Genomic DNA, 23,548 nt, shown 5'->3' on the forward strand with positions numbered 1-23,548 from the left:
ACTAAAACTGCGAACAGCTGCCTGTCCGCAGGGTAACGAAACTCAGTCTACTGGGGTCCAGCTACGCTATAGGTTAATGAAGTAACGCTATCAAAATCTTCTGAATCGAAGTACAAGATCCGGATCCAAATGCTTTGAAAGAGTGGTGAGCACACCTTCCTCATCATAATTTTTTAGCGCACTTACGAGCTCTTTGTGTTCTTGCAGAACCACGCTCAACAATTTTGAATCTATTGGAACGGAAGAGCAGGCCAGCAGGTGCCGGAATTGCAAGGAGTCATAAAGCTCCAGCAACACCTGATTACCTGACAACGCTACGATAATTCTATGAAGTTCCCTGTCGAGCTGCGCGATTTCATGCGCCATGACAAACTGTGTCAACGTCTCCATTTCGCTGATTAACTCGTCAACACGCTCTGGAATAGGAGGACGAATGGAGCAAACACGCTTGGCAGCGTAAGTCTCTATGACCATACGAGTTTCGTAGAATTCATGCATTTCATTTGGAGAGATTGCACGAACTCTTGCACCACGCCTAGGGATAAGCTCAACGAAACCCTCAGAGCTGAGTTTGTTGAACGCCTCTCTGATCGGTGTTCTGGAAACGCCTATGTCACTGGCAATGACCCCTTCCTCAACGAAAGAGCCGGATATAAACTTTCCTTGCAAAATACTGTCGCGAATATACTCGTATGTCTTCTTTTTGATGGAATCCGTACCGTTTTCAGAAACTTTTTTATTCATGGTAATCTCGCAATTGATGTGAACCGTTCCTTAGGAACCCGGAGCGCTAGTGAGAAGGCGCCTTTGGAGTGAAAGGGTCCACGGGCGAAGTATACATGAAAAATGCATGAAGTATAGGCAGGAGCCAATGCAACTCCTACCGTAAACCTCCTTGGTACATAGCTATGCACAGACTTCTTTATCGACATACGACTCAGCGGCTCTGAACGATTTATCCGTGAGCAGAAAATGGGAGAGCGCAGGTACGAGAATCAGCGCTCCGAGCATATTCCAGATAAACATGAACGATAAAAGTATCCCCATGTCAGCCTGAAATTTAATCGGAGAAAATACCCAGGTTACTACGCCAATCGCCAGAGTTACCCCAACTAACCCAACCACCTTTCCAGTGAAAGTGACCGCATACTTGTATGCATCGACCAATGAGTCACCTTGACGCTGCCGGGCCAACTGGATGCTTAATAAATAAAGCGCGTAATCAATACCAATGCCAACGCCAAGTGCGATTACCGGCAAAGTCGCGACCTTGACGCCTATGCCCAACATCACCATCAGGGCCTCGCACAAAACCGAGGTCATGATCAGTGGAATGACAGCGACCAAAACCGCCCTCCAACTGCGGAAAGTGATGTAGCTCAGCAGGATCACTGCTGCGTAAACATACAAGAGCATCGTCCTGTTAGCATCCCGTACGACAATGTTGGTTGCCGCTTCGATGCCCGCGCTACCAGCTACCAGCATGAAGGTCCTGTCGGCAGTGTTGTGTTCGGTGAGGAATTTTTCGGATACCTTCAGCACCCGGTCTAAGGTTTCCGCCTTATGATCAGTCAGAAATGCGATGATCGGCATTACCGAAGCATCTCCATTGAACAGTTCAGGGCTATTGACCGATGCGACTTGACTGCCGTAGTTGAGGATATCCTGGTTCCGAGACAGTGTTAGCCACTTTGGACTACCTTCGAAGGTGCCACTGGTCACTTGGCGAACAGCGTCCACCAATGATGTCGTCATCTGCACGCCCGGGATACGCTGCAGTTCCCAAGCGAGGCGATCTGCCTCCACCAAACTTTCGTATTTATAGCTGCCGTTTGCCGGGGTTTTCAGGATCACGGCAAATAGGTCACTCGACAAAGAGTAATGGCTAGTGATGTAGGCATTGTCCAGGTTGTAACGTGAGTCGGACCGCAACTCCGGCGCCCCGGGATCCAGGTCGCCGATCTTCAGATTCAGACTGATCCCGAATCCGACTATCACTAGCGCAGAGGCTCCAAGAATCGCGAAGACCGCCCAACGCCGAGTGGTAAATCGATCCAGGTACGACCACACGGATCCGACACTCTTGTGGCCATCTGCAGCGAGGCTACGGCGTGCGGCGGTCTCACTCACACCAGTAAACGAAAGCAACACCGGCAACAGGAGCAGATTGGTAAAAATCAGAACCGCCACACCTATGCTGGCAGTCAAGGCCAAGTCCTTGATTACCGGGATGTCGATTACCATCAACACAGCGAACCCGACAGCGTCCGCAAACAGTGCGGTCGCCCCAGCAAGGAACAGCCTACGAAAGGTATAACGCGCCGCAACGAACTTATGTGTGCCTCGCCCGATATCCTGCATGATGCCGTTCATCTTCTGCACACCATGAGAAACTCCAATGGCAAAGACGAGAAAAGGCACCAACATCGAATAGGGATCAAGGTCGAACCCAAGTATGGTCACAATCCCCAGCTGCCATACCGCAGCGATTATCGAACAAACAATGACCAATGCGGTGCTTCGCAGGCAACGTGTATATGCATAAATGATGAGCGACGCGATGATGGCGGCGACAGCAAAGTAAAAAAAGACCTGGATCAACCCATCAATCAGGTCGCCCATTAATTTGGCAAACCCGATCACGTGAATCTTGATAGCGGGAGTTTCGTAGCTGCGGATCCGCTCTTCCAGCGTTTTCGACAGTACACGATAATCCAGCTTCCCGCCGGTGGTCGAGTCCACATCCAGCAGCGGCACTACGATCATCGCTGACTTGAGGTCCGTACCAACTAGGCTACCGACAATACCGGCGCGGTTGATATTCTGACGCAGAAGTTCAATCTGCTGAGAAGAACCGTCGTAAGTAGCGGGTAGCACCGGCCCGCCGGTGAAGCCTTCCTCGGTGACCTCCATCCAACGGACCGCTGGAGTCCAGATGGACTTTACCCAAGCACGATCGACGCCAGACACCAAAACCAATTCGTCATTGATCCGTTGCAGGAGCGCCAAATACTCAGGATTAAAAATGTCTCCATCTGTATTTTCGACAACGACTCGAATCGTATTACCGAGTCCGCGGAGCTCACTCTTATTATCGATGAAATTCTTGATATAAGGATGGCCTTGCGGAATCATCCGCTCGAAACTGGCATTGATATTGACGTTTTTTAGCTGATAGCCCAACGCTAGTGTAAGTACCGCACAGAATAAGACCATGAGTATCCGATAATTGAATACCATGCGCTCAAGCCATCCACCAGACGCCCGATCAAACAACTTGTGATCAGAAACAATCGGCATTTCACTACTTTTATTACCAGAAAGTGCCACAATTATTCTCCACTCACGGTTTCGCTCAACGAAGCGCCTGTTTGCTCAAGCCCCGCCCACCGCCCACAACGAAAGACTTGTCGTCATTTAGTGGAACAATCGACGCGGCCACTGGAACAGCACTCAAACCGGGGATTTTTCTGAAATGCTCGCCATTAACAGGACTCCTTATAACTTGGCCATCCGTGCTGAGCAGAAGAACTTCGCCAGTCTGCGTCACGCCATCGGCAACGAGGGATGTTGAGATGTTCCCCTCGACTTTTCGCCAATTCTTACCTCCATCAATGGAGCGAAAAATATTACCTCTAAGTCCATAGGCTAAGATGTAACCAGGAGTGCCTGTCACACCGAAGAAAGTGCCGCCATATCCGGTATCCAGCAATCTGAACTGTCCAGCCTGACGATCTAGCTTCATGACCAAACCAGACTCACCACATATGTACACATCCTCCCCTATCGCCCGGACGGCATAGAGGTGCAGTCCCATCGGGTTTTCGGCCCTTTCAGACCATAGTTCCCAAGAATTCCCGCCATCTGTCGTGCGGAATATCTGATTGAAGGCGCCCACCACAAACCCGCGCTCTTGCGTCTCGAACCATACGCCTAGAAACGACAGTTCCGTTTTTGATGCTTGGTCGCTGTCAGCTTGCTCAGGTGTCGCGAATAACTTTTGAGCCATTCGCACATCAAGCTTCCTTTCCCAAGACAACCCTCCGTCCGTTGTTCGGAGTACGACGCCATCATGGCCGACCGCCCACCCTACCTTAGGACTTGGAAAATGAACCGCATTGAGGTCGGATGAAACCGGAACCTTGGACTGAAGCCAAGTGCCACCCCCATCATCGGAGTACACGATGTGTCCGCGACGACCTACACCTACGATGCGCTCTCCGGCCAAAGTCAGTCCCGTGATCAACTGTTTAGAAGCCAGTTCAGTAATGGCAGCAGGAATATCCAGAACATCTCGAAAATTGTTATCTGCCGATGCTGATATCGTTTGGAGACTGATGGCCCCTATCAACATCGAGGCAAGAAGGGATTGAGCCTTCATTTACTGATTGCTCCTAAAATTTGCCCAATAAAAACCCTTCCTGACGCTAGGCGCCAGGAAGGCCTTCTGCCTTGATTAGCGCACGCCACTGCCGGCTAGAGAGTCAGCACTCCATTCCCGCTCCGAGAGTGGTTTGATGTACTTCAAGCAGCCTTTTTCATCGCCTAAGTGCACAACCATGGCGTAGATCCCGCCGATCAGGTCATAGGCAAAATAGGAACTGGTAAAAGGTGCGACGACATCGTAGCTCTGCGTCGGAGCAGAGATGACGGTGCGATACAATTGGCCTCGGCCGTCATACTCGTCACTTGCCAGCGCTGCCCAGCTGTCTTCATCGACATAGAAGACCCGTTTGCTGTAGATGTGGCGCTTACCTTCCTTCAGAGTGGCTTCCACGACCCAGACACGGTGAAGCTCCCAGCGTACAAAATCCGGATTCAGATGGTTCGGCGTGAGCAAATCTTCCGGTTTGGTTTCGTAGGTCATCTTGTATGTGTTGTAAGGCACATACATTTCCTTCTTACCGATTAATTTGAAATCGTACCGTTCCATCGATCCATTGAAGACAAAGGCGTCATCGTAGGTCGTGGCACCACCGGTCCCTGGATTGGGGGTATCGAAGTTCAGTGACGGTGCCAGTCGCACACGGCGTTGGCCCGGAAGGTATTGCCAAGTGCTCCGGCCTTTGCCAACAACATCAATGGCATCTTTCAGCATGATGGCTTCGCCGTTACGCCGCTCTGGTCCGAGATACTTCACTTTCAGGCGCCAGAAGATATCCCCCCCCGCCGAATGGTAGTAGGGGAAGTCATCCGAATTGACCCCTTCGGTAGCCAGAATGGCACGTCCCGATGCGTCAACGTTCCAACTCTTGTAACGGTATTCCATCGCTTCGCCGCTGTAGCGTAGTAGATGGTTCCACATGACCTGGTAGGCGTCCTTGGGGATGGGAAACGGGAAGCCTGCCTTGACGTTCTTCACCCCCAGACCGCCATCAATCGTTTCCCCGGTCAGCGCGTTTTCCGCAGTGTTCGCTAATATCTGCGGCGGTACAGCCATAGTCCGATGCGTCGGATAGACATCGATGCGGAAGGTCGGATAGCGCTTCATCAACACCTTCACTGACTCGGTAAGGTGTCCGGAATATTTATCCATATTCTTCGCATTTACAGAATATAGCGGCTTTTCCTGTGCGAACGGATCGGGGCGTCTACCCGAGTCTTTTTGAAAACCTGCGGGGGGAGTCGTAAGCCCACCGGTATAAGGTGGAATCGAACCATCCGCATTACCGGCCATCTCTGCGCCGACCGCTGTCAACTGGGTACCCAGTTGCTTTGCTTCCGATTGAGTTACGGCGGCATTTACGGAACTCGCCACAGCACACGCAATTCCTATCAGCAGATATCTTTTGATCATGTCAAAGTTCTCGCCTTAGAAGGTTGTTTTAAGGGTTAGGGTCAACATGCCGCGATCTTTCAGTAATGCGGATCCACCGTTCGCCACGGACACTGCACCGGTTCGAGGGTCCTTGTCATATTTTCCAAAGAAATCGACGTACTTAAGGTCGGCCTTGTACTTCTGCACAATGTCAGCAGCAACACCGAAGCTGTAACTGCCGGCATCTTCGTTACCGCCGTTTGAAACGGGCGAGTTACCACTAAGACCCGAACTAATTACCATCGGCGTCGAAAGGTCGACACCCGGGAATACCTGCAACCAGGTCGGCGTGAAATTCGCTGTCAGGACGAATGCATTGCGGTCAGCTTGATCGATCAGGTTGTACCCATCACGGCCCTTGTAGAACTGCTGACCACTGATGACGTCGGCTAGATGGCTCCACGCAAGTTCAGTACTCCAGGAGGCAGAGTCATAGATTGCGTTACCACTCATGACACCGACTAGGTTCAGCACACCGTGAACCGTATTCCCACGAGCTCCCGCCGTTTCACCATCACGCGGAATAGCACTGATCGGTACTGCAGTACTGATTAGCGGCATATTGTGGCGGTAGGACAATTCAGCCCCAACGGAAACACCACCATAGTTCTGCGAAAGACTCAGACCGAACAGATCGATATCTTCCGCGTAGGCAAAGTGATATTTGCCCGCCACACCATTAGCAGGGGGAGCTCCCTCGAGTAACAACTGCGGCATCCGGTCGGAAAAGTTACGGTAGTAGACACCTAGCGTTCCTTGGAGCCATTCCGGCGACCAGCGTGCCGACAACCCCCAGTCACGATTCTTATCGGGCTCCACGTCGCTCCCTTTAAGGAAGCGGTTTGGCCCAGCAATCAGCGATCCTGTGTTCCCCCCAATATTTACGTCACTGGAGCCCAGATAAGTGCCACCTTCTGGGAACAGGTTCTTCTCCCAGTCCAGGAAGTACTGGCCCGCGATTGACAGGGAATCAGTCGGCTGCACCTGGAAAGAGATGTTGTTCAGCGGCCGGAACAGTTCCTTTGCTTCGATACCTGGCATTGCCTGTCCTTTGCCGATATCCAATGGCATCTGGGCGTAAGCAATACCGTTGATGAGCGCTGTAAGGCCAAGGCTCTCACCCCAGTAGATGCTGTGACGACCGGCTTTGACATTCAGAGGCACCTCCCCGATGTCGAACCCGCCAAAAACAAAGGCATCGAGAAGCTCACCGCTTGGTCCAGCAAAATAGCGATCGGTGTATCTGGTTAATCCCACTGTGGGAACGCCATTCTTCACGTAGTTTGAAGTAGAAGGCGTGTTGTTATCCAAGTCCTGATTGTACTGGTAGTCATACCAACCGGCTGCGGATACACGCACGCCATACTTATTTTGGTAAATAGCATCAAATTCTGACAGTAAATCAAGACGATTAGAAACAATTCCGCGATCAAAATTTCGATCACCATCATTATTGTTCGCGGCGTTTAGGATTGCCTTATCCTGAGACTCAACTCGCTGAGTTAGGGTATATCGCGGCGTATTATCCCAACGCACCTGCCAATCTTCATTCCCCGTAGGAATTTCCATTGCATTAACGTTCGCACAGGCCAACACCAAGATCGATGCCAATCCACTCCCAGCTAATGGAACAAACTTCCTTTCACAACCTAACAATTTCGGCATGCTTTTTATTTTTATCATTACTCACCTCAATTTTTATCGACTGAGCCAAGCGCGCAAATAATACCGCGCCTGTTTCAGCGCAAAGACCGCCCACGCGCGTAGACTTTTAAAAGTCACGCCCACAGAAGTAATAGTTTTATATACGAATTTGCTTAATCTTTAAGCTTGGCCATTACCAAGGCACTAGCACCTGTTAGCTCCCCTAATGTTTTATGAACGCCTAGTAGTGGAAGTCCCCTCTTTTCCATTTCCTGGAGTCCAATGGCCCGCTCGATATTCTCCGATGCTTCCTTACGAGGGATAAAGACCACCCCCCCTTGGTCAGCAATTACCAGGTCACCCGGCTGAACTACTGCCCCACCACAGCAGACCGGAACGTTCATCAACCCGCCAATCCCCTGTAGGCGGGTGGTGATACTGGCGACCCCCGTCGCCCAAACAGCGAGGCCGGCGTCTAGTAGTTCACCTGGATCAGCAATGGGTCCATCGATGATGACGCCTGCCACCCCCGCCTTAGCCAGCGCGTAGCCAACCCCGCCGCCGAGGCAAGCATGGTGCTTGTCACCCAGACGATCGATCACAACTACATCCCCCGGACGCAACATCCCCACCGAATGGTGCAATAGGCTCGAGTCGGCAGCCGGTAATGCCAGCGTAACCGCTGGGCCTGCGATTCTAGGGACCGAATGCATTGGACGGATCGCGCCATTGGGAAAGCCCATTAACCGAAAGTGCCCGATCGTGGCAGGTTCAGCCTCCACTGCACGCGAGAGCAGTTTTGCAGGCATCTGTTCCGGCATAGCGCAAATTGTGAACATTAGCGTCGCTCCCTTAGTGGGCTACAAATTGGTTGGCGAGAAGACGATGGCTCTTCAACGGCATCCGAGTGCGTATTGCCTCCTGATACTTGCGATCGATATTTGCCGTTGCGAAACCTTCGGAGTTCGAGACTTGCGCCATGATCTGCCCCCACGGATCGATGATCATCGAGTGTCCCCAGTTCATGTACTTGCCATTGTCGAAGGTGCCCACCTGGCAAGGTGCCGCGATATAGCACTGGCATTCAATAGCTCGGGCCCTGAGGAGCACTTCCCAATGGTCCGCACCTGTCTGGAACGTGAATGCTGCCGGAACCACGATAATGTCCGCCCCGGCCTCGCAAAGTGCGTGGAACAATTCCGGGAAACGCAAGTCATAGCAAATTGCCAGTCCAACACGGACTCCGTCGACATCAACACAAACAATGTCCTTGCCTGCGGCAACATGGGCGGACTCCTTCAACTCGGTACCATCGGCCAACACTGCGTCAAAGCGGTGAATCTTCCGATACTTGGCTAGCAAGTTGCCATCGCGACCGAACACCAGGGAAGTGTTGTAGACCTCATCACCATCCAACTCCATAGCGCTGCCGATGTGCAGGTTCACATTCAGGCGCTTGGCCAAACTGGAGAAAAACTCGAAAGTATCCCCACCCGGAAAAGATTCGGCGGACTCTCGCATTACTTTCGGGGAGCCGGTAATGCAGGCAATCATCTCCGGAAGGATCACAAAGTCCGGTTTATCTTTTTCCACTGCCCGCTCGACGAGTGCTGCCACTGAGTTGAGATTGGCACCCTTGTCGTCAGAAACATTTTTCTGGATAACTGTAATTTTCACTTATTTGTTCCTCTTGTTTTTATCAACGCTTCAGACAGATATAGGGATTCAAACGGGTCTTCGCGCAGGAACGCTTCTTGAAGGAGAAGGCCTCCGCAGAAACAAACCCAACGTTATTACCGAAATAACCATTCCTCCCCCACCAACTATAAATACTGCGGTTCTCAGGGCTGTTGCGCTGCCACCCAATAGCGCGACAACACTACCGACGAGAATCGGCCCGACAGCCAATCCGCAAATGTTCACAACCATGACGTAGAGGGCAGAAACCCGGCTGCGGATTTCCTGAGGCGAACGCCTTTGGATGAACGCCGGTACGATGCCGATCGAACTGGTGCAGAGCGCATGCAGCGCACCGCAGGCGACCAGCACTTGAACAGGTCCGGACGCCAGCAGGAACATTACCGCTGCAGGGAGAGCCAACACTCCTGCGAAGAGCGGCACGCGCAAAGATGAGAAGACTGAGCCCACACGATTCGCAATTCGATCTGCGATCCAGGCGGCGACAAACATGCCGCCAATGCTTGAAAACAGTACTACGGCTCCATAGATGCGGCCGATCTCACCAGGCGCCCATTGGAACTCTCGCACGAATATGGCCGGTATCCAGGTAAGCAGGGCATAGCTCATGGTGAGCAGCCCAGACATTCCGAAGAAAACAGCAGCGATGCAGGCCCGATCTTCGATCAGATACGGGATAACTTTCATACCGATACGGCTTGAATCAACAACGGGTTCTGAGGGCTCTGAAGGCGTGCTGAGTGCGGTATCAATGGGACGATTCAACACCCACCAAAGTATCGGGAGAAGCACCAGCCCAGGCACAGCAACGATCAAGAACGTCGTTTGCCAAGGATCACGCTTTCCGAGGAAGCCGAAGTCGATGACTCCTATGGGCTCAAGCCAATCGTAGATATCTCCAACGATATAAAAAGCAGTTCCCGCGCCAACGACAGCGCCAGCCTGGAACAGGGTCAGCGCCCTATTGAGGATTGCCTTGGGAAACCGCTCGTAAATCAGTGCATAGGCAGCCGGTGCCAATGCGGCCTCTCCTGCTCCGACCAGCATCCGAGCGAACAGCAAACCGGCAAAACTACCGGCCAGGCCACAGGCCGCTGTGGTCAGACACCACACCAACATACCCAGCAGTATTGTCCCTGTGCGAGACCACTTATCCGCCAACCAACCACACGGAATTCCCAGAATCGAGTAGAACAAACCAAATGCGAGGCCATGCAGCAGGCCGATTTGGGTGTCACTGATGGCCAAGCTAGACTTGATCGGCTCCACTAGTAGCGAGAGCGCGAATCGATCGATAAAGGAAATGACCATCGCGATGGCAAGAATGCCTGTCGTGATCCAAGCCCAAGTGTATGTAGGGGCTTTGGCTGCCTTCGTGTTAATAACGGCCACGTCAGGGCCTCCTGTGCGAATGATTCGGTTACGCTTGTCCGCCCACCTGGATTCAACCCTGCTCGTGCAACAGCTTTACGGAGCTATCCCAAAGTTGACGCAACCCGGCAGCCAATGCGAACTGCTCCATGGCGACGAAGATGCGATCTGCGCCATGCTGGCATGCGAAGGCCTTTTCTTCCGGACTCCAAGCGGGAAAAATCCACGGCTTCCCGGCGGATTTAGCTGCCGTGACAATCGTCGTGATGTCTTCCCAATCACCTGGCTGCTTCTTATAGATACCCCGGTTGCGACGGATAGAAAGGTCAGTAGGGCCGATGAAAACTCCATCTACAACAGGTAGTGCGAGAATGGCGTCGATCTCTTCGAGAGCCTGCGCGTCTTCGATGATCGGATAGCAACGAGTATTGACGTTCTGCAGGTCAATCCACTCGTCCGCTGGATAGGCGAATTGAGTGGTGCGACCGCCGGCAAGACTGCGATCACCCAGCGGCGGTAACTTGGCGTAACCACAGACACGCTGTGCTTCTGCCACGCTATTGACGTGCGGAATAACCACCGCATCCGCCCCAAAATCCAGAGCCTGCTGTACTGCTTCCCGAGTTGGACCGAGGGTCTTGACGAACACTTCGAACCCAAGGGCCTTCAGAAACGGAATGAAGCTGTCCAACGCAGCGAGATCAAATATCCCGTGCTCGACATCCAAGATTGCAACCCGGTAGCCAATCATCTTTGCAATCTCGGCCATCCCGATGTTTGGCCCGGTAAACCAGAGCCCGAGATCCTCAGCACCTAAGCGTTTAGTCAATTGTTCCTCTCCTCTGAATTCCATCTATACGTCATGTATACGTGCTGTATGCATGACGAATGCTATCGACTAGTCTGGAGGGCGTCAAGGACGATTTCTAATCATTAGGAAACTGTTTTAACCGATTATTTTATTGGCTTGTATCACGTTCTAGGCGAGCACATTCAACTCATCGCCACAATCCATCGCCAGCTTTTTTGCCCCAGGAAGTACCTCGAACCCATCCATTGTGAGTGCCCCGAGGGATGCTCATCTCCGGCGCTTTGCTCAGCCACTACCACAGAATTTCTCATGCAGTTGCTTTGTTACCCTGCATCTCAAGGGAGCTTGATTGATCAAAATCGGAGCCGAAATTGATAGAAACTCGAGTCGATAGGGCCGAAATGCAAAAGCTTAGCAATCAACGGCCGAGAACATCATTGGCCATTGGATCTGTCAGCATGCTGCTGATATCGTTCGGAAAAGGAAAATCCATCAATGACAGCCCCCACAAAATGATACGTATTCTAATAATTTGATTCATTTTTTGTATCTATAAATAATGATCAGAGAACGCTATGAGATCCTTCACACCAACTCGATTCACCCTGCAGCGTTCCATTATTTTTTTCCTTGGATCTCCTCTTTTTTCTGCTCGGGCTGCCAACGTCACGCGCTAACGTGACGACTGCACGCGACCTACGACGAAACCATCACGCGCGTCCTGGACGTATTCGAGAAGATCAACCAGGACATCCCGCCGCAGGAAATCAACTGGTTCTTCGATCACGCCGAAACTATCTCGGAGAAGTCCATCGACCGTATAGCGGCGCTCGGCGGCGGCCTCGCCGTGCAGCACCGTATGGCCTACCGGGGCGAATACTTCGTCGAGCGCTACGCCCCCCCCGCCGATCAAGCGCATGCTGGAGAAAGGCGTGAAGGTCTTCGCCTGTACCGACGCCACCCGCTGGCCTCTTACAACCCTTGGGTGTCGCTGTCCCGGAGCATGCCAGGCAAGACGGTGGCCGGACTGCACCTTTATCCGCAGCGCAATCTGCTCGACCAAGAGACGGCATTGCGTATGTGGACCGAGAACGCCGCCTGGTTCTCCAACGACGAAGGCAAACGGGGGCGTATCCAGGCAGGTCAGTTCGCCGACCTGATTGTGCCGAGCAGCGACTACTTCACGGTGCTCGAGGACGCAATTTCTGTCCTCACCTCCGACCTGACCATGGTCGGAGGACGCGTGGCCTACGGCGCGAACAACTTCGCGTCGCTCGACGATAAGCATCGTGATTGAGCAGGATTACAAGGTGGTAAAGCCACGCTCAGTGTTATAAGGCAAACCAGTCATTCAGCCGGCAAGCAATCCTTGAACAGAGGAATTGTCACCACGTCGCTACGGCGCGTGTATATCTGGCGGATCCGTGCAACCAGCCCCCTCATACAGCGGCGATGGTCAAGGTGGGGGCCGTACCGATTCAACTGATCCACCGCAGGTGCAGGCTGATACCTGTACTGATCTCAAACAGATAGCCTGCGCAACGTACCTTTGCGCAAACACTTCGCCCCCATGGGCTTGAGCCGAAGATGCTGAGTGTCTTTGCCCAGGTAGCGCATCGCGTAATGGACTTTCGGCCGAATACCCATATCATCCCGCCGAATGACACCGATACCCAGTCCATCACCGTAACTATCCTTGTCATCGTTACAGCTGTGGTAATACCCCTGACCTCGGGTGATGCGCTCCCATAGCTGACCAATCTGTCGGGCCTTAGCAAAGTCACTGCGCACATCTGCGCCGTTAAAGAAGAAGGCAGCATGGATGTGATACCCCCTCTCCTCCCCTTGCTCGACGCTACAGATGTATCCGGTCAGATGGTCAAAGATTGAATTGCGTTCAATTTCCCTGGCCAGCCTAGCCTGATCTGCAAATACCTCCTCGACACGCAACCGAGCGTGCACCACAGAGAGGTAATGCAGGTCGATCCGCACCACTACGGTACGGGAGTAACGGTTAAGCACTCGATCAATGTATTCGGTGATCTTGGCCTGTTTTTCCTTGGCCTGGTAACGACGATCTACCTTCCCACGCTGATACCGTTTTGCACCTGTCAGCCGACGGATGCGATCAGTCAGTATATTGAGCGTCTCGTCGGTACTGAGGTATCGGACCTCGACTTCATGAAAGCATGTCAGCCCTACCGGACTCAGCTCCAAGCCGATGTCCTGAGCCGCTTGCCAGAACACCTGTAGATGTTCGCTATAGTCGTAAGGATGCCGGCCCTCGAACAGACCCACCATCTGCTGGATGTGGTCGAAATACGCTGAGAGCCTGGTCGTCTGTACACGCACTTGCCCAGGTCTGAGTCGAGTGATCCTGAACTCCGGGATGTTCGTATCTTCAATCGCTTGTACGAGCCGCTCAATCTGGATGGCGATATCGGACTGGGACAGACTGGTGTGGGGAGCGCGCTTGCTCATGAGGATGTACCTGGTTGGTTAAGACATACCAGATACGGGATGTGGACTTTTTTAACTGACCACATGCCTTGTTTGGTCTCGTAGTAGTTGGTATCCACTTGGCATGGGGTACTGATTGATAATAGATAGGTATGGGTACAGGCAGCCCATAGCCTATATAAATAAAACCAACCATGACCCAGTCAGATTGTCCCGGCCGAACAGAGTGAGGCAGATCAATATCACCGCCCCTGCCGAGAGATTTACTCATTGGGATCCTGCGGGAGTTGGCTGAGAATGCACGCCTCTCCAAGCGGCATAAACGCCATGACCCGCTACCAACCGGTCATGGCGCCTATGGTGATTCCTAGCCGGCCCATACTCAGGCGACTAACTCGGGTGGCCATTTTCTAGCCAGATCACGCTCCTCGATTCTTGCCAGGATCCATTCGTGTATTTCGCTTTCTACCCAGCCGACGCAGCGGTCGCCGAGTGATACCGGTTTCGGGAAGGTACCTTCCGCGACGTATTTGTAGATGGTCGACCGTGCCAGGCCAGTCGAATCTATGACTTGTTTCAGGCGGATGATTCGCATGAGCGGGCTCCTCTGTATGGCTCAGAGGAATGGCGGAGCTAGTAAAAAATGACTCCCCCAGAGCTCCTGCACCTACTTCGTTGAGGCAGCTTCCCCCACCTAAAACGCATAAACCTGCCCGGCTCGAAGACAACGCGAGCTCCAGAGCTGCGTCGTCGATTATTCAATAACAAACAGTGGTTTTGTTCATTTCGCCTGCTATTGTCGCTATAAATAGCGGATATAGCAGATAGAAATGAATGCGACTGATGCTGAAATTACTACCAACATTGAAAGCGACCCAGATGTCTCGCAGGACATTTGGCCGAGTTTCCATGAAAAAAGCTTGCTGGAAGCGGCGGTGAGAGAGGCAGTGCGAGAGCTGCAGGTTCACCGAGAGATGGCGATAATGTGCGCCTTCGGGGCCATGACCACTGCCTGCCAAGGGCATGTTGATGTCGAGATGCCCACCGGGCATAAAGTACCGACTTCACTCATGCTGTTGACTATTGCAGATTCAGGTGAGCGGAAGACCACGACGCAGAATTACTTCTTCAAAGCCATCAACGTGCAAAACGATGTTGCGTATAAGGCGAACCATGAAGCCTTAGCCGAGTACAAGGTTCAGCACCATCTCTGGGGTACGCTTAAACGCCAATTGGAGCGCACCTATAGCAAGTGTGCCTCTCAACAAGACGACTCCGTAACGCTCGCTGCCCGGGATGCTGTCGCCGAACATGTCAGGACTGAACCGCAACCTGAGCGCTCGGGCAAATTTCTCTACGAGGACACCACCCCACAAGCACTCGTACAAATGCTCTATGAAAACACGCCGAACGGTTGCCTGCTGACCAGCGAAGCCAACAGTATCTTTAGTGGTAAGGCCCTGGGCGAGCTCGACAAACTCAACACCCTCTGGGATGGCGGTAACGTGATCGTTGATCGCGTCTCAAGAGCTGGTTTTATCCTCCAAAATGCCCGACTCACACTCTCGCTGATGGCGCAGCCGAGCGTGATAGCCCGCTTCATGGGCAAACGCGGCGAGGAAGCCCGGGGCACGGGATTCCTCGCTCGCTTCCTCGTCGTCAAACCGCGCCAAATGGCCGGTCAACGCAGCCCGGTCAAACTATCTGCATTGCCGCGGCAACAGGCATTCAATGCTCGCATTCACGAACGTCTGACCTCCGCCGTTAAGCCTGACCGTCAAATACTGCGCTTTTCGGAATCAGCCGCGGACCTCTGGCTCCAGTACAGCCGAGGCCTCGAACAGCAGATGCAAGAGAACGGTCTCTACTACTACCTGAAGGATCACGCCTCTAAGCTGCTCGAAAACACCAGCCGCCTGGCAGCCATTCTGCATACGTTCGAGCGAGATCTGGACAGCGATACTGAGATTGATCACCTGACCCTGCAGTTTTGCTGGAAGCTCGCGCAAATTTGCTCAAAACACTTCATCGAACATCTGGCCAACGAGCCGCAACTCGTTACAGATGCCAATAATCTCGCGCACTATCTGCTGCAAAAAGCCATCAAAGAATCCCCCGTGGAACAGGAAAGGAGAACCGTACGCGAAAATGACGCCAGCCCTGCCAGAGGCTCCGCTAATACGCCACGACCTCGCGACCTGAAGCCGGGGGTAAAAACGCATTTCACATTGACGCAAGTAAAACAATACGGCCCCAGCACCCTAAGAGGCCGAGCCAGTGCCGAGCGTCTCGAGGCGACGATTAAGCTGTTGATCCAGCTCGGGCACATCGTCAAGGAAGGAAGCCGCTATCACTTTCAGGAAACCGTTTTGCTCAACCGAGAACCTGAAGTTAAGAACGGCGAAATTCTCACAATTAAAGAGTTACCTCTGTTCAGTGAACAGGAATATTGGAAGCCTGAGCGGCGCGACAGATGGGTAGACGTGTCGGGCTACTTCATAAAAATCCGAACGTAGCTGACAATCGAGGAAAATTCGAAGGCAATAAAACGCTGCCTAATAGCACAGGTTAAAAAATCGTCAAACGGTACCGCAATGATATAACATAGCCGTACAGGCAGCCGACAGCGCTATAAATACTTAGCTCGCTGACGACCGGGCAGCATTCACCGAAACAGGTCGAGGTAAATGAAGCAACCGAAGGAGCTTACCAAATCGACGGCACGACCGAACTTGAACGCTCTCGGACATCATTGGGGATTATGAGCCAACTGAGGCGATCCACCTTCCGGAAAACGCCTGCTCAGTAGCGCGCAACAACACGAACCTAAAGTGACTCCTTCGATCAGACAGGTTGACCGAGATAGGTTTCAGAAGAAATCACGCAATGCCGAGCCACATCTACACGTATCGATATCCGTAAACCCAGCTGAGGACACAACAGCAACGCTCCACTCACTTACGATGTCTAGACGCAAAACCTCCTCACTGCGCCTTCCAGCACTGCCTGCTTTCCATATTGCGAGCCTACCGGACTGATAGAGTTGCATCTTGATGATTGAGGCACCAACCTCCAGGTGCATACATGCACACAAGACAATATCAATTCACTACCAATTCACTACCAGAATGACCAAATCGCTGACATGAAAAAGCCCAATCTTTTCAGATTGGGCTAAGTCATTGAAAATTATGGTCGGGACGGAGTGATTCGAACACTCGACCCCTAGCACCCCATGCCATTATAGATCGGATTCCACTGGACGCTAATAAAACCAAATAAATCCAGAACACCCTAACAAATACAACACCTTCAGGCAAATCTACCGCCCAACACCGCCCAGAACGCAGCAATACAAGCCAGCGTTTTTGGTGGGGTAAAAGTGGGGTAAAAATATAAAGACTGGAGAGGCATGGCAAAAATCCAAGTCAAGCAATTGGAAGCGCTTACCGCTGATGATGGCGGCCTGACACTGCAAGAAGATGGCGGAATTGTCGGGCGCGCTCGCGTCGGGCAACGGGGCATCACTGTTCTGCTTCGTTATGAGTTCAAGTTGAATGGCGCCAAGCGCGACCAAGCACTAGGTTCTTGGCCCAAGAAAAGCCTTGCCTTTATCAAACTGTTTGTATCGAAGCAGGTATTCATCTACCTGCAAACACGCTGCAGTACCACTAGCACGAAGTCTTTGCTTTGCTGTTGATCGATTGCGAGCACCGGCTGATTGGTTTCAGAGAACTGTTCAGAGGCACGTTGGATGGTGCACGCGTGCATCCTCGGAAAGTGGTGAGATCGCCTTGGAACACAACGCGGCGGCCGTAAGCCTGGCTCATAACCATCTCTGCGGCGACCCAGAGCCCAGCCAGGCGATCGGACATTACCCTCCTCCAGAACGCCCTCAACATTGCCGGTAAATGCCCGCTCGACCAGCTGATCGAACTCTCATAGATAACTACATGAAGCTGATGGTCACCCCTGGCTCAGGCTGAGTGCGGTCATCGCCATTGGAGTCCTACGTTTTTCATCGCCACGGCTTCTTGTACGAATAGCAATCAACGATCCAGTGCCATTTTTCCCTGCAATGCTGAAACCTGCCCGAAAAAAAGCCTAGAGGGAGGTCATCCCCCATCAGAGCACCTCAATCACCTCCTTAGCCACTGCGATTGCTTTGATTCTCTCCAACGCAAGCTCAGGTCTCAAAGAGCCGTTTTCCACTAGCCCCACCATCCTGACTGCAGCCTCTTCAGTAATCGCCTCTGTTCCAACAACTAAAGCAAGGAGTTGATTCAGTTCAGCCTTGGTATCAGTAGTGATCGCATCTGTTTGAAGAGCCGCAAGTCGACCGGTCAGGCGCTGGATGACTTCCCGGCGAACCTGGTCCTGTTCACTGCCGGAACGAACCATCTTGGCAATACCATAGCCCGCAGCACCCGCAAGCACTGCCGAGCCTATCACCCAACCTACAGGGGTCGTCGTCAGGAACAGTCCACCAAAAACACTGGCGAGTGTAGTTGAGCCGAGAAGCGTAGTCGCACCTGCCACCCCCGCAATAGTTCCCGCCGCAGCTACTCCCGCAGCCGCACCGCCAAGCGTTGCAAGACCTTCACCAGTGACACCGACTTTATCTAGGGCACTTAACTTATCTATTGCCAGACGGGTGTCCCGTTCAGCTTCTGGAAATTCTGCAGAGTTGTTGGATGCGGAAGTAGGTTTCCTCAAGTAACCCAAGGCCTTAGTTCCAGTGTCAGCCAATAAGTGATTTGCACGCTGGCCAGCGTCCTTTATCTTCGTGCTTGCGACTTTAACCTCCTCACTTTCAATGAACTCTTTCGCCCTTACGGTGGCGTTGGAGCATCCCTCAGAAATGGTACCCGCAGCTTTTGTCGTTATCGCCGCCGACGCTGATACCGATTTCTCCAGCAACTCTTTGGCGCGGGGAATCTCAGCTTCAATGCGCTCCTGAACGGTCTGTTTGGCACGCTTCAACCGCGCCAGATAAGAATCAATCCCCATAACGTCTCCTAGGGCGCAGCAAAGTATTCTTTGATGGATAGAAAAATCGATTGAATCAGCTCGAAGAACTTCCTAGCCAACTGCGATGCTGCGATATAAGGTTCACTGGATGGGTGTCCTTGATCGACTGTTGAACCCACAGCCGCGCCATAGAGCACAGAAAGACCAGCCGAAAGCGGAGCCAATAATGGCCCGATGAACGGAATACCTGAAATCAAAGCTCCGACAGCAGCCCCAAGAGCAATACCGATGGATAGATTAGGGTTCGCCTTGAGAAACTCGAAAATCTTCCGCACAACGATCTTGCCGATCGCCACAACCTCACCTGCGATCTCCTTGGTCAAATTCCACAGGCCTTGCAGACGGGTCATGATTTCAACCGGGATACCCCGAGATACACCCATAACCACGAAATCATCAAATTGATCGCGAGAAAGCTCGGCGTTCAACAAGGTCAGCTCGAATACCCCCTGTTCCTTCGATAGAACCTGCATTCCTACCTCTCTAATTGTTATGATGTAGATGAATCAATCAGATTGCGCCACAGCAAAATCGTTAGCTACAAAACGACAGAAAACCCAACCTCTCGGTGATCCAGACAATATACAATACAATCCTGATCGCCAGCCTTGATATATTGGCTGATAATCAAATGAGGCAACGACTCTAATGGCCAGCGCTGCAGGAAATGGGGTCATAGTGCCTTACGCTCCTTTAAGAGTTCGTCCATGCAATAACCTCCTTGGTCAGTGCTTCTACATGCGGCAGGTGCAACTGGCTGGAGATAAGACGGGACAGTAAGATGTCGCAGGCTTGGGCGAAAGTTCTGGCTTGTTGGTAATTTGCAAACATCGGAACTCGCAACGGCGAAATAACTTTTTCGAACGCATTGAGCATAAAATTACAACCCCATGGCCTGAATTATCTCGCCCTCGCTCACCTGCTCCGGCGTCACAACTGCATCTTTCAGCATTAGCTTGCCACGCAACAGTCGATCAAGGTGCACGTCGAACGAGTCGAACTGCGGATGCGATACTGCCGGCAGATGGATATGACATCTTTCTTCTGGCCGATTCGGTAAACGCGATCCGAAACCTGAGCTTCCTTGGCAGGGCTCCAGTGGCGCTCCAAATGAACGACATGGTTGACGCCGACAACAGTCAGGCCTACCCCTGCCTCCACTGGTGACATAATCAGCAAATTAAAACCTAGCCTGGCTTCGAAAGCAGCTCTTTATAGTTCGGAAAAGAGATGTTCAAGTCATAGCCGTTAACATCAGCGAACAGGTGTTCGCTGACAACCATGCATCACCCTACTGGCCATTTATAGCGCCCTGTCTACGAACCACCAGTCAGCGTGAAAGCCAATGCTCGGACGTCAGATTTTTTATTCCTATCCATCGACTCCATTCACTGTTCAGAACTGCTCCGGCTCGTGCACAATCTCTGCCCCGCGCCTTTTGCATCCAAGAGCCCATGAAACTCCTCAACACCTACGACGACCGTGATGAAGCTGAAGAAGCCGCCGAGAAGCTGACCGGCGACAAGCGCCTGGCCAGCGAACGTGACTCTACTGTGGTTATCTACAATCTATTTGGCATCCCCAGCTGGGGTAACTTCCATCGCCTAGGTATGTACAATCTGGGTGAGCTGAGGACTCTGCTTGATCGCCGTGCCAGCTGGCAGTCCACCGAGCAAGCCAGGCATGCAGAGATCATTGCAACTTTGAAGACCGTGGCAAAGAACTATGGGGTCGAGTTACCAGGACACTGGCTGTAGAGCTCCAGCCAAGGAGCCCTAGTTCAAGCAAGTATAGGTATGCTCAGCCTCAAGCCTTCGTTTTGAAGATATCGACCTTGGACGACAGACAGCGCGGCTTAGGGATGAGATCCGGACCAAGTCCTATCTGAATGACTCCACCTCTGTCGATCCATATCAACAGGACTTTCAGCATTACGTCTCTGGGGCCAAGATCTCCACATAGCCAATGAGCTCGGCAGCGTAACTGCCGTTACTATTCACAGCACCTTTGTGCTTGAGCTCTCGTTGTAACGTTGGCTCTACCACCCGTGAAAAAAGGCTAAGCCTCTGTTCCGACGAAAACTTCGGTGTAGTGGTTGGCGCGTGCAAATAGCGTTCACACTGACGCTCCAATGCAGGCACTCGCGTACCACTCTGCGTGACTGCAATAGGCTGCACCACCACACGGCGCTCACCATTTCCGGCTGACGTTTCGATCATCCAGAACGACAACAGCACCGAAGCTTCAACATCCCCGGTAACTGCAATACCAATGTCTTCCGGCGGAGCACCGCGCCAGCGGCCCAGCTCTTCTTGTACCAGCGGATGATCCAGCCCCATCAGCTCGACATCGTCGCGACTTGTGGCTGTGTCGCGGTTCAAGGTGAACTGAGCGCGGCGAGCACCATCAATGGTTACTAGGTCGTAATTTTCGTCGTCAACCTTGACGAGCCGCTGCTGGCGATCAGCTACGGCCGCCGACATGAAGCGTACCAGTCGATCCAAACTCGACGATACATCGGAGAAAGGCTTGTAGTCGTCAAGACTGAAGCCTTCGAGGTCTTGAAACAGATCGAACACTACCTGTCGTGCTTCGCGTGAATTGGAAAGAGCGGCTTCAAGCTCCACCTGTGTGCGCTTCAACTCAGGATCTGAAAGCGCCTCTTGGTACAGGCGGTCGTAGTTGAGCCGCTCGGACAATTGACCAAGAATCTGTGCACGCAGATCTTCGGCGACGTTGCCTTGGTCATCGACCTTGCCGACAGTTTTGGCGATTTCCGTCAGCTTCTCATCCAGTAGCAGAAAAATCCGCCCCTCGATGGTGTCCGACAGGACTAGGTTGTAAACCTGCGCCGTGTGGTTCTGCCCATAGCGGTGTATGCGGCCGATGCGCTGTTCCACGTCCATCGGGTTCCACGGAAGATCGAAATTGAACAGGATGCGCGCAAACTGCAGGTTGATACCTTCACGGCCAGCAGCCGTACAGACCAGTACACGAGGGCCATCTTTTTGCCGGAAACGGCGCTCAGCCGCAATCTTGGCTCCATGATCGCCACCTCGAAGTACCGCCACCCCCTGTCCGGGGAATGTCTGATCAATTTCCCGAGCAATCAAATCCACCGTACCAAGGTAGGTGGCGAACACCACGATTTTTTCATGCGGGTTCTGCCGCCACAAGATGCCAAGGCCGTCGAGCAGCTTCTGCGCCTTGGTCTCGCGCTGCCGCGGGAATACCTTGAGCAGATCGCCAATTCGCAGTCGCTCCTCAGGCAGGTGTAGCTCCACGACAGCCGATGCAGCTTCCTCAGCGTGTAAGGCTGAATACTCGCTGGCGTAGGGGTCGGAGGCAAGCTCGAGTGCTTCTTCGTCAAGCTTCTTGACCAACCGGTACTTCAGATCGGCCAGCACACGGTCGACCTCGCTGCGCCCGATGCTGTCACGCGCGAGGTTGAATTCTTCATGGATCAGTTCGCGCGCTTCATCGGTTAGACGTTCACGACCCTCAATGTCCAGGTCTTTGTCCCGCAGCAAGGCCTCGTGTAACGTCAGCATCAAGAGACGGCGCTTCAGCGTTCGCCGCACGGCGGCGAAGCTCGACGCGGCAATCTTCTGAAAGATTGCCATCAAGAAACCGAGGGCTCGACCCTGACCGCCCTGGCGGCGGGCAAGGTCAAAGCCATCCTCCAGGTACTCACGCAACTTTTCGTAGAACCTCCGCTCTTCCTCACCCATCAAGAAAGACTCGGTATGCACCCAGCGACGCGCAAACAGTGGCGAACCATCCGGCTGGCAGGCATCGGCCTTGGTGCGACGGTACATCACTGTATTGAGACGGTGCCGGTGTTCCAGCATTTCCTCCGGACTGCCGAATAGCGTTGGGTTCAGTAGTTGAACCAGCATCCAGAACTGAAAATGGTTACCTTGGTGCGGTGTGGCCGACAACAGCATAAGGTCGCGTGAATGGTCTTTCAGCGCCTCTGCCAACTTGTAGTTCTCGGTCTTCCTGACCTTGCCGCCGGTGCGGTAAGCAGTCAGGTGATGTGCCTCGTCGAACACCACCAGATCCCAGCGTGGAGCATCCAGTAATCGCTTGATACGCGCGGGGCGTTTCAAGGTGTCGATACTGGCGATCAGACGGTCGTGCTTGGCAAAGGCATTGGTCTTACGGTCGGTGATGTCGCCCTCGGAGCCGAACACCTCAAAGTCGAGGTTGAAGACTTCGTTCAACTCTCGGTGCCAGTTGTTCACTAACCCCGCAGGCACCACCATCAGTGCTCGACTCAGTTCGCCCCGGCTTGCCAGCTCCCGTAGGATCAGCGCAGTTTCGATGGTTTTCCCAAGACCCACCTCGTCAGCAATCAGGTAGCGACGTGGCGATGCAGTAGCAATACGGTGGGTCAGCACCACCTGATGCGGGAGGAGATCGATCTTGGCCGAAGTCAGCGCCGATGCGCTCTCCATCACCGGTAGCGCGTGCGCTTCGTAGGAGAGCCAAGCCTTGCGCGCACGGTCAGCATTGCCGTCCACAGCGCGCAAGATACGCTCGGTGCGGGAGATTTCGCGGCGAATCGAGCCAAGCGGAACTCGGCGCTCACCGACACCGAAAAACGCACGCAGATAACCATCACGTGCCGCGTCAAGAACAACGCCTTGGCCGTATTCGTGATGGCTGATCCGTTCTCCTGGATTGAATTGAGACTGATCGGTCATCGAAGC

Annotated in this window: 17 protein-coding genes and 3 pseudogenes; 5 read left to right on the top strand and 15 right to left on the bottom strand. The window is 52.9% G+C overall.

Translation table 11 applies throughout. The features are described from left to right. Positions 1-90 precede the first annotated feature (90 nt). The 9 genes from QYH43_RS17920 to QYH43_RS17960 all read right to left on the bottom strand — a co-directional run bounded on the left by QYH43_RS17920 (position 91) and on the right by QYH43_RS17960 (position 11,360). A complete protein-coding gene (locus tag QYH43_RS17920) occupies positions 91-744 on the bottom strand; it encodes a GntR family transcriptional regulator (protein WP_301157708.1) in 654 nt (217 codons plus the stop codon). 162 nt (positions 745-906) lie between these two features. Beyond that, positions 907-3,300: an MMPL family transporter gene (locus QYH43_RS17925; RefSeq protein WP_301157753.1), complete on the bottom strand. Its 2,394-nt coding sequence runs from the start codon at positions 3,298-3,300 to the stop codon at positions 907-909. 55 nt (positions 3,301-3,355) lie between these two features. Then, entirely contained in the window at positions 3,356-4,381 is a 1,026-nt protein-coding gene (locus tag QYH43_RS17930) for a YCF48-related protein (protein ID WP_301157709.1), read from the bottom strand. Positions 4,382-4,456: 75 nt separating this feature from the next. Then, positions 4,457-5,797, bottom strand: coding sequence for a DUF1329 domain-containing protein (locus QYH43_RS17935; RefSeq protein ID WP_301157710.1), 1,341 nt, complete (start codon positions 5,795-5,797; stop codon positions 4,457-4,459). A 15-nt stretch (positions 5,798-5,812) separates the two neighbouring features. Continuing rightward, positions 5,813-7,483 (bottom strand): DUF1302 domain-containing protein, encoded by a 1,671-nt coding sequence (locus QYH43_RS17940; protein ID WP_301157711.1) that lies wholly within the window; start codon positions 7,481-7,483, stop codon positions 5,813-5,815. A 152-nt stretch (positions 7,484-7,635) separates the two neighbouring features. Continuing rightward, positions 7,636-8,301: an RraA family protein gene (locus tag QYH43_RS17945; RefSeq protein ID WP_367316903.1), complete on the bottom strand. Its 666-nt coding sequence runs from the start codon at positions 8,299-8,301 to the stop codon at positions 7,636-7,638. A 13-nt stretch (positions 8,302-8,314) separates the two neighbouring features. After that, positions 8,315-9,139, bottom strand: coding sequence for a carbon-nitrogen hydrolase family protein (locus tag QYH43_RS17950; protein WP_301157712.1), 825 nt, complete (start codon positions 9,137-9,139; stop codon positions 8,315-8,317). A gap of 48 nt (positions 9,140-9,187) precedes the next feature. Further along, positions 9,188-10,552, bottom strand: a complete 1,365-nt coding sequence (locus tag QYH43_RS17955; RefSeq protein ID WP_301157713.1) for an MFS transporter — start codon at positions 10,550-10,552, stop codon at positions 9,188-9,190. A gap of 52 nt (positions 10,553-10,604) precedes the next feature. Further along, complete coding sequence (locus QYH43_RS17960; protein ID WP_301157714.1) at positions 10,605-11,360, bottom strand: HpcH/HpaI aldolase/citrate lyase family protein; 756 nt, start codon at positions 11,358-11,360, stop codon at positions 10,605-10,607. A 721-nt stretch (positions 11,361-12,081) separates the two neighbouring features. On the opposite strand from QYH43_RS17960, the gene QYH43_RS17965 reads away from it, so the two are divergent. Continuing rightward, a complete protein-coding gene (locus QYH43_RS17965) occupies positions 12,082-12,639 on the top strand; it encodes an amidohydrolase family protein (RefSeq protein WP_301157755.1) in 558 nt (185 codons plus the stop codon). A 224-nt stretch (positions 12,640-12,863) separates the two neighbouring features. Here the strand turns inward: QYH43_RS17965 and QYH43_RS17970 are convergent, their stop codons facing one another. Both QYH43_RS17970 and QYH43_RS17975 read right to left on the bottom strand, forming a co-directional pair. Beyond that, the gene (locus QYH43_RS17970; RefSeq protein ID WP_301157715.1) at positions 12,864-13,823 is read right to left on the bottom strand and encodes an inovirus-type Gp2 protein; all 960 of its coding nucleotides are present in this window, start codon (positions 13,821-13,823) and stop codon (positions 12,864-12,866) included. 361 nt (positions 13,824-14,184) lie between these two features. Then, on the bottom strand, positions 14,185-14,397 hold the full coding sequence (locus tag QYH43_RS17975; protein WP_301157716.1) for an AlpA family transcriptional regulator: 213 nt from the start codon (positions 14,395-14,397) through the stop codon (positions 14,185-14,187). A gap of 235 nt (positions 14,398-14,632) precedes the next feature. Between QYH43_RS17975 and QYH43_RS17980 the strand changes: the two genes are divergently transcribed. The 3 genes and pseudogenes from QYH43_RS17980 to QYH43_RS17990 form a co-directional block, all read left to right on the top strand. Continuing rightward, positions 14,633-16,318 (top strand): YfjI family protein, encoded by a 1,686-nt coding sequence (locus QYH43_RS17980; protein ID WP_301157717.1) that lies wholly within the window; start codon positions 14,633-14,635, stop codon positions 16,316-16,318. Between the two features lie 896 nt (positions 16,319-17,214). Beyond that, positions 17,215-17,418 (top strand): annotated as a pseudogene (locus QYH43_RS17985) (integrase); the annotation flags it as partial. Positions 17,419-17,433: 15 nt separating this feature from the next. Beyond that, positions 17,434-17,747: pseudogene (locus QYH43_RS17990) on the top strand (JAB domain-containing protein); the annotation flags it as partial. A gap of 180 nt (positions 17,748-17,927) precedes the next feature. Here the strand turns inward: QYH43_RS17990 and QYH43_RS17995 are convergent. The 3 genes and pseudogenes from QYH43_RS17995 to QYH43_RS26915 form a co-directional block, all read right to left on the bottom strand. Further along, on the bottom strand, positions 17,928-18,812 hold the full coding sequence (locus tag QYH43_RS17995; protein WP_301157718.1) for a hypothetical protein: 885 nt from the start codon (positions 18,810-18,812) through the stop codon (positions 17,928-17,930). An 8-nt stretch (positions 18,813-18,820) separates the two neighbouring features. Continuing rightward, a complete protein-coding gene (locus QYH43_RS18000) occupies positions 18,821-19,306 on the bottom strand; it encodes a hypothetical protein (protein WP_301157719.1) in 486 nt (161 codons plus the stop codon). Between the two features lie 407 nt (positions 19,307-19,713). Continuing rightward, positions 19,714-20,039, bottom strand: a pseudogene (locus QYH43_RS26915) (helicase-related protein); the annotation flags it as partial. Positions 20,040-20,287: 248 nt separating this feature from the next. Between QYH43_RS26915 and QYH43_RS18005 the strand changes: the two are divergent. Next, positions 20,288-20,590 (top strand): hypothetical protein, encoded by a 303-nt coding sequence (locus QYH43_RS18005; RefSeq protein ID WP_301157720.1) that lies wholly within the window; start codon positions 20,288-20,290, stop codon positions 20,588-20,590. Between the two features lie 174 nt (positions 20,591-20,764). On the opposite strand, the gene QYH43_RS18010 is transcribed toward QYH43_RS18005, so the two are convergent. Further along, positions 20,765-23,542, bottom strand: a complete 2,778-nt coding sequence (locus QYH43_RS18010; protein ID WP_301157721.1) for a DEAD/DEAH box helicase — start codon at positions 23,540-23,542, stop codon at positions 20,765-20,767. Between the last annotated feature and the right edge of the window lie 6 nt (positions 23,543-23,548).

Origin of the sequence: Pseudomonas sp. C32 (genome assembly GCF_030417915.1) — a bacterium.
In the GTDB taxonomy this organism is placed as follows: Bacteria; Pseudomonadota; Gammaproteobacteria; order Pseudomonadales; family Pseudomonadaceae; genus Aquipseudomonas.

What these genes read in the sequence shown, in the direction of transcription:
- QYH43_RS17970 (WP_301157715.1), bottom strand. Translation starts at nt 13,823, where the DNA reads ATGAGCAAGCGCGCTCCCCACACCAGTCTGTCCCAGTCCGATATCGCC.
- QYH43_RS17975 (WP_301157716.1), bottom strand. Translation starts at nt 14,397, where the DNA reads ATGCGAATCATCCGCCTGAAACAAGTCATAGATTCGACTGGCCTGGCA.
- QYH43_RS17995 (WP_301157718.1), bottom strand. Translation starts at nt 18,812, where the DNA reads ATGGGGATTGATTCTTATCTGGCGCGGTTGAAGCGTGCCAAACAGACC.
- QYH43_RS17930 (WP_301157709.1), bottom strand. Translation starts at nt 4,381, where the DNA reads ATGAAGGCTCAATCCCTTCTTGCCTCGATGTTGATAGGGGCCATCAGT.
- QYH43_RS17925 (WP_301157753.1), bottom strand. Translation starts at nt 3,300, where the DNA reads ATGCCGATTGTTTCTGATCACAAGTTGTTTGATCGGGCGTCTGGTGGA.
- QYH43_RS18005 (WP_301157720.1), top strand. Translation starts at nt 20,288, where the DNA reads ATGAAACTCCTCAACACCTACGACGACCGTGATGAAGCTGAAGAAGCC.
- QYH43_RS17920 (WP_301157708.1), bottom strand. Translation starts at nt 744, where the DNA reads ATGAATAAAAAAGTTTCTGAAAACGGTACGGATTCCATCAAAAAGAAG.
- QYH43_RS17945 (WP_367316903.1), bottom strand. Translation starts at nt 8,301, where the DNA reads ATGTTCACAATTTGCGCTATGCCGGAACAGATGCCTGCAAAACTGCTC.
- QYH43_RS17935 (WP_301157710.1), bottom strand. Translation starts at nt 5,797, where the DNA reads ATGATCAAAAGATATCTGCTGATAGGAATTGCGTGTGCTGTGGCGAGT.
- QYH43_RS17980 (WP_301157717.1), top strand. Translation starts at nt 14,633, where the DNA reads ATGAATGCGACTGATGCTGAAATTACTACCAACATTGAAAGCGACCCA.
- QYH43_RS18000 (WP_301157719.1), bottom strand. Translation starts at nt 19,306, where the DNA reads ATGCAGGTTCTATCGAAGGAACAGGGGGTATTCGAGCTGACCTTGTTG.
- QYH43_RS17940 (WP_301157711.1), bottom strand. Translation starts at nt 7,483, where the DNA reads ATGCCGAAATTGTTAGGTTGTGAAAGGAAGTTTGTTCCATTAGCTGGG.
- QYH43_RS18010 (WP_301157721.1), bottom strand. Translation starts at nt 23,542, where the DNA reads ATGACCGATCAGTCTCAATTCAATCCAGGAGAACGGATCAGCCATCAC.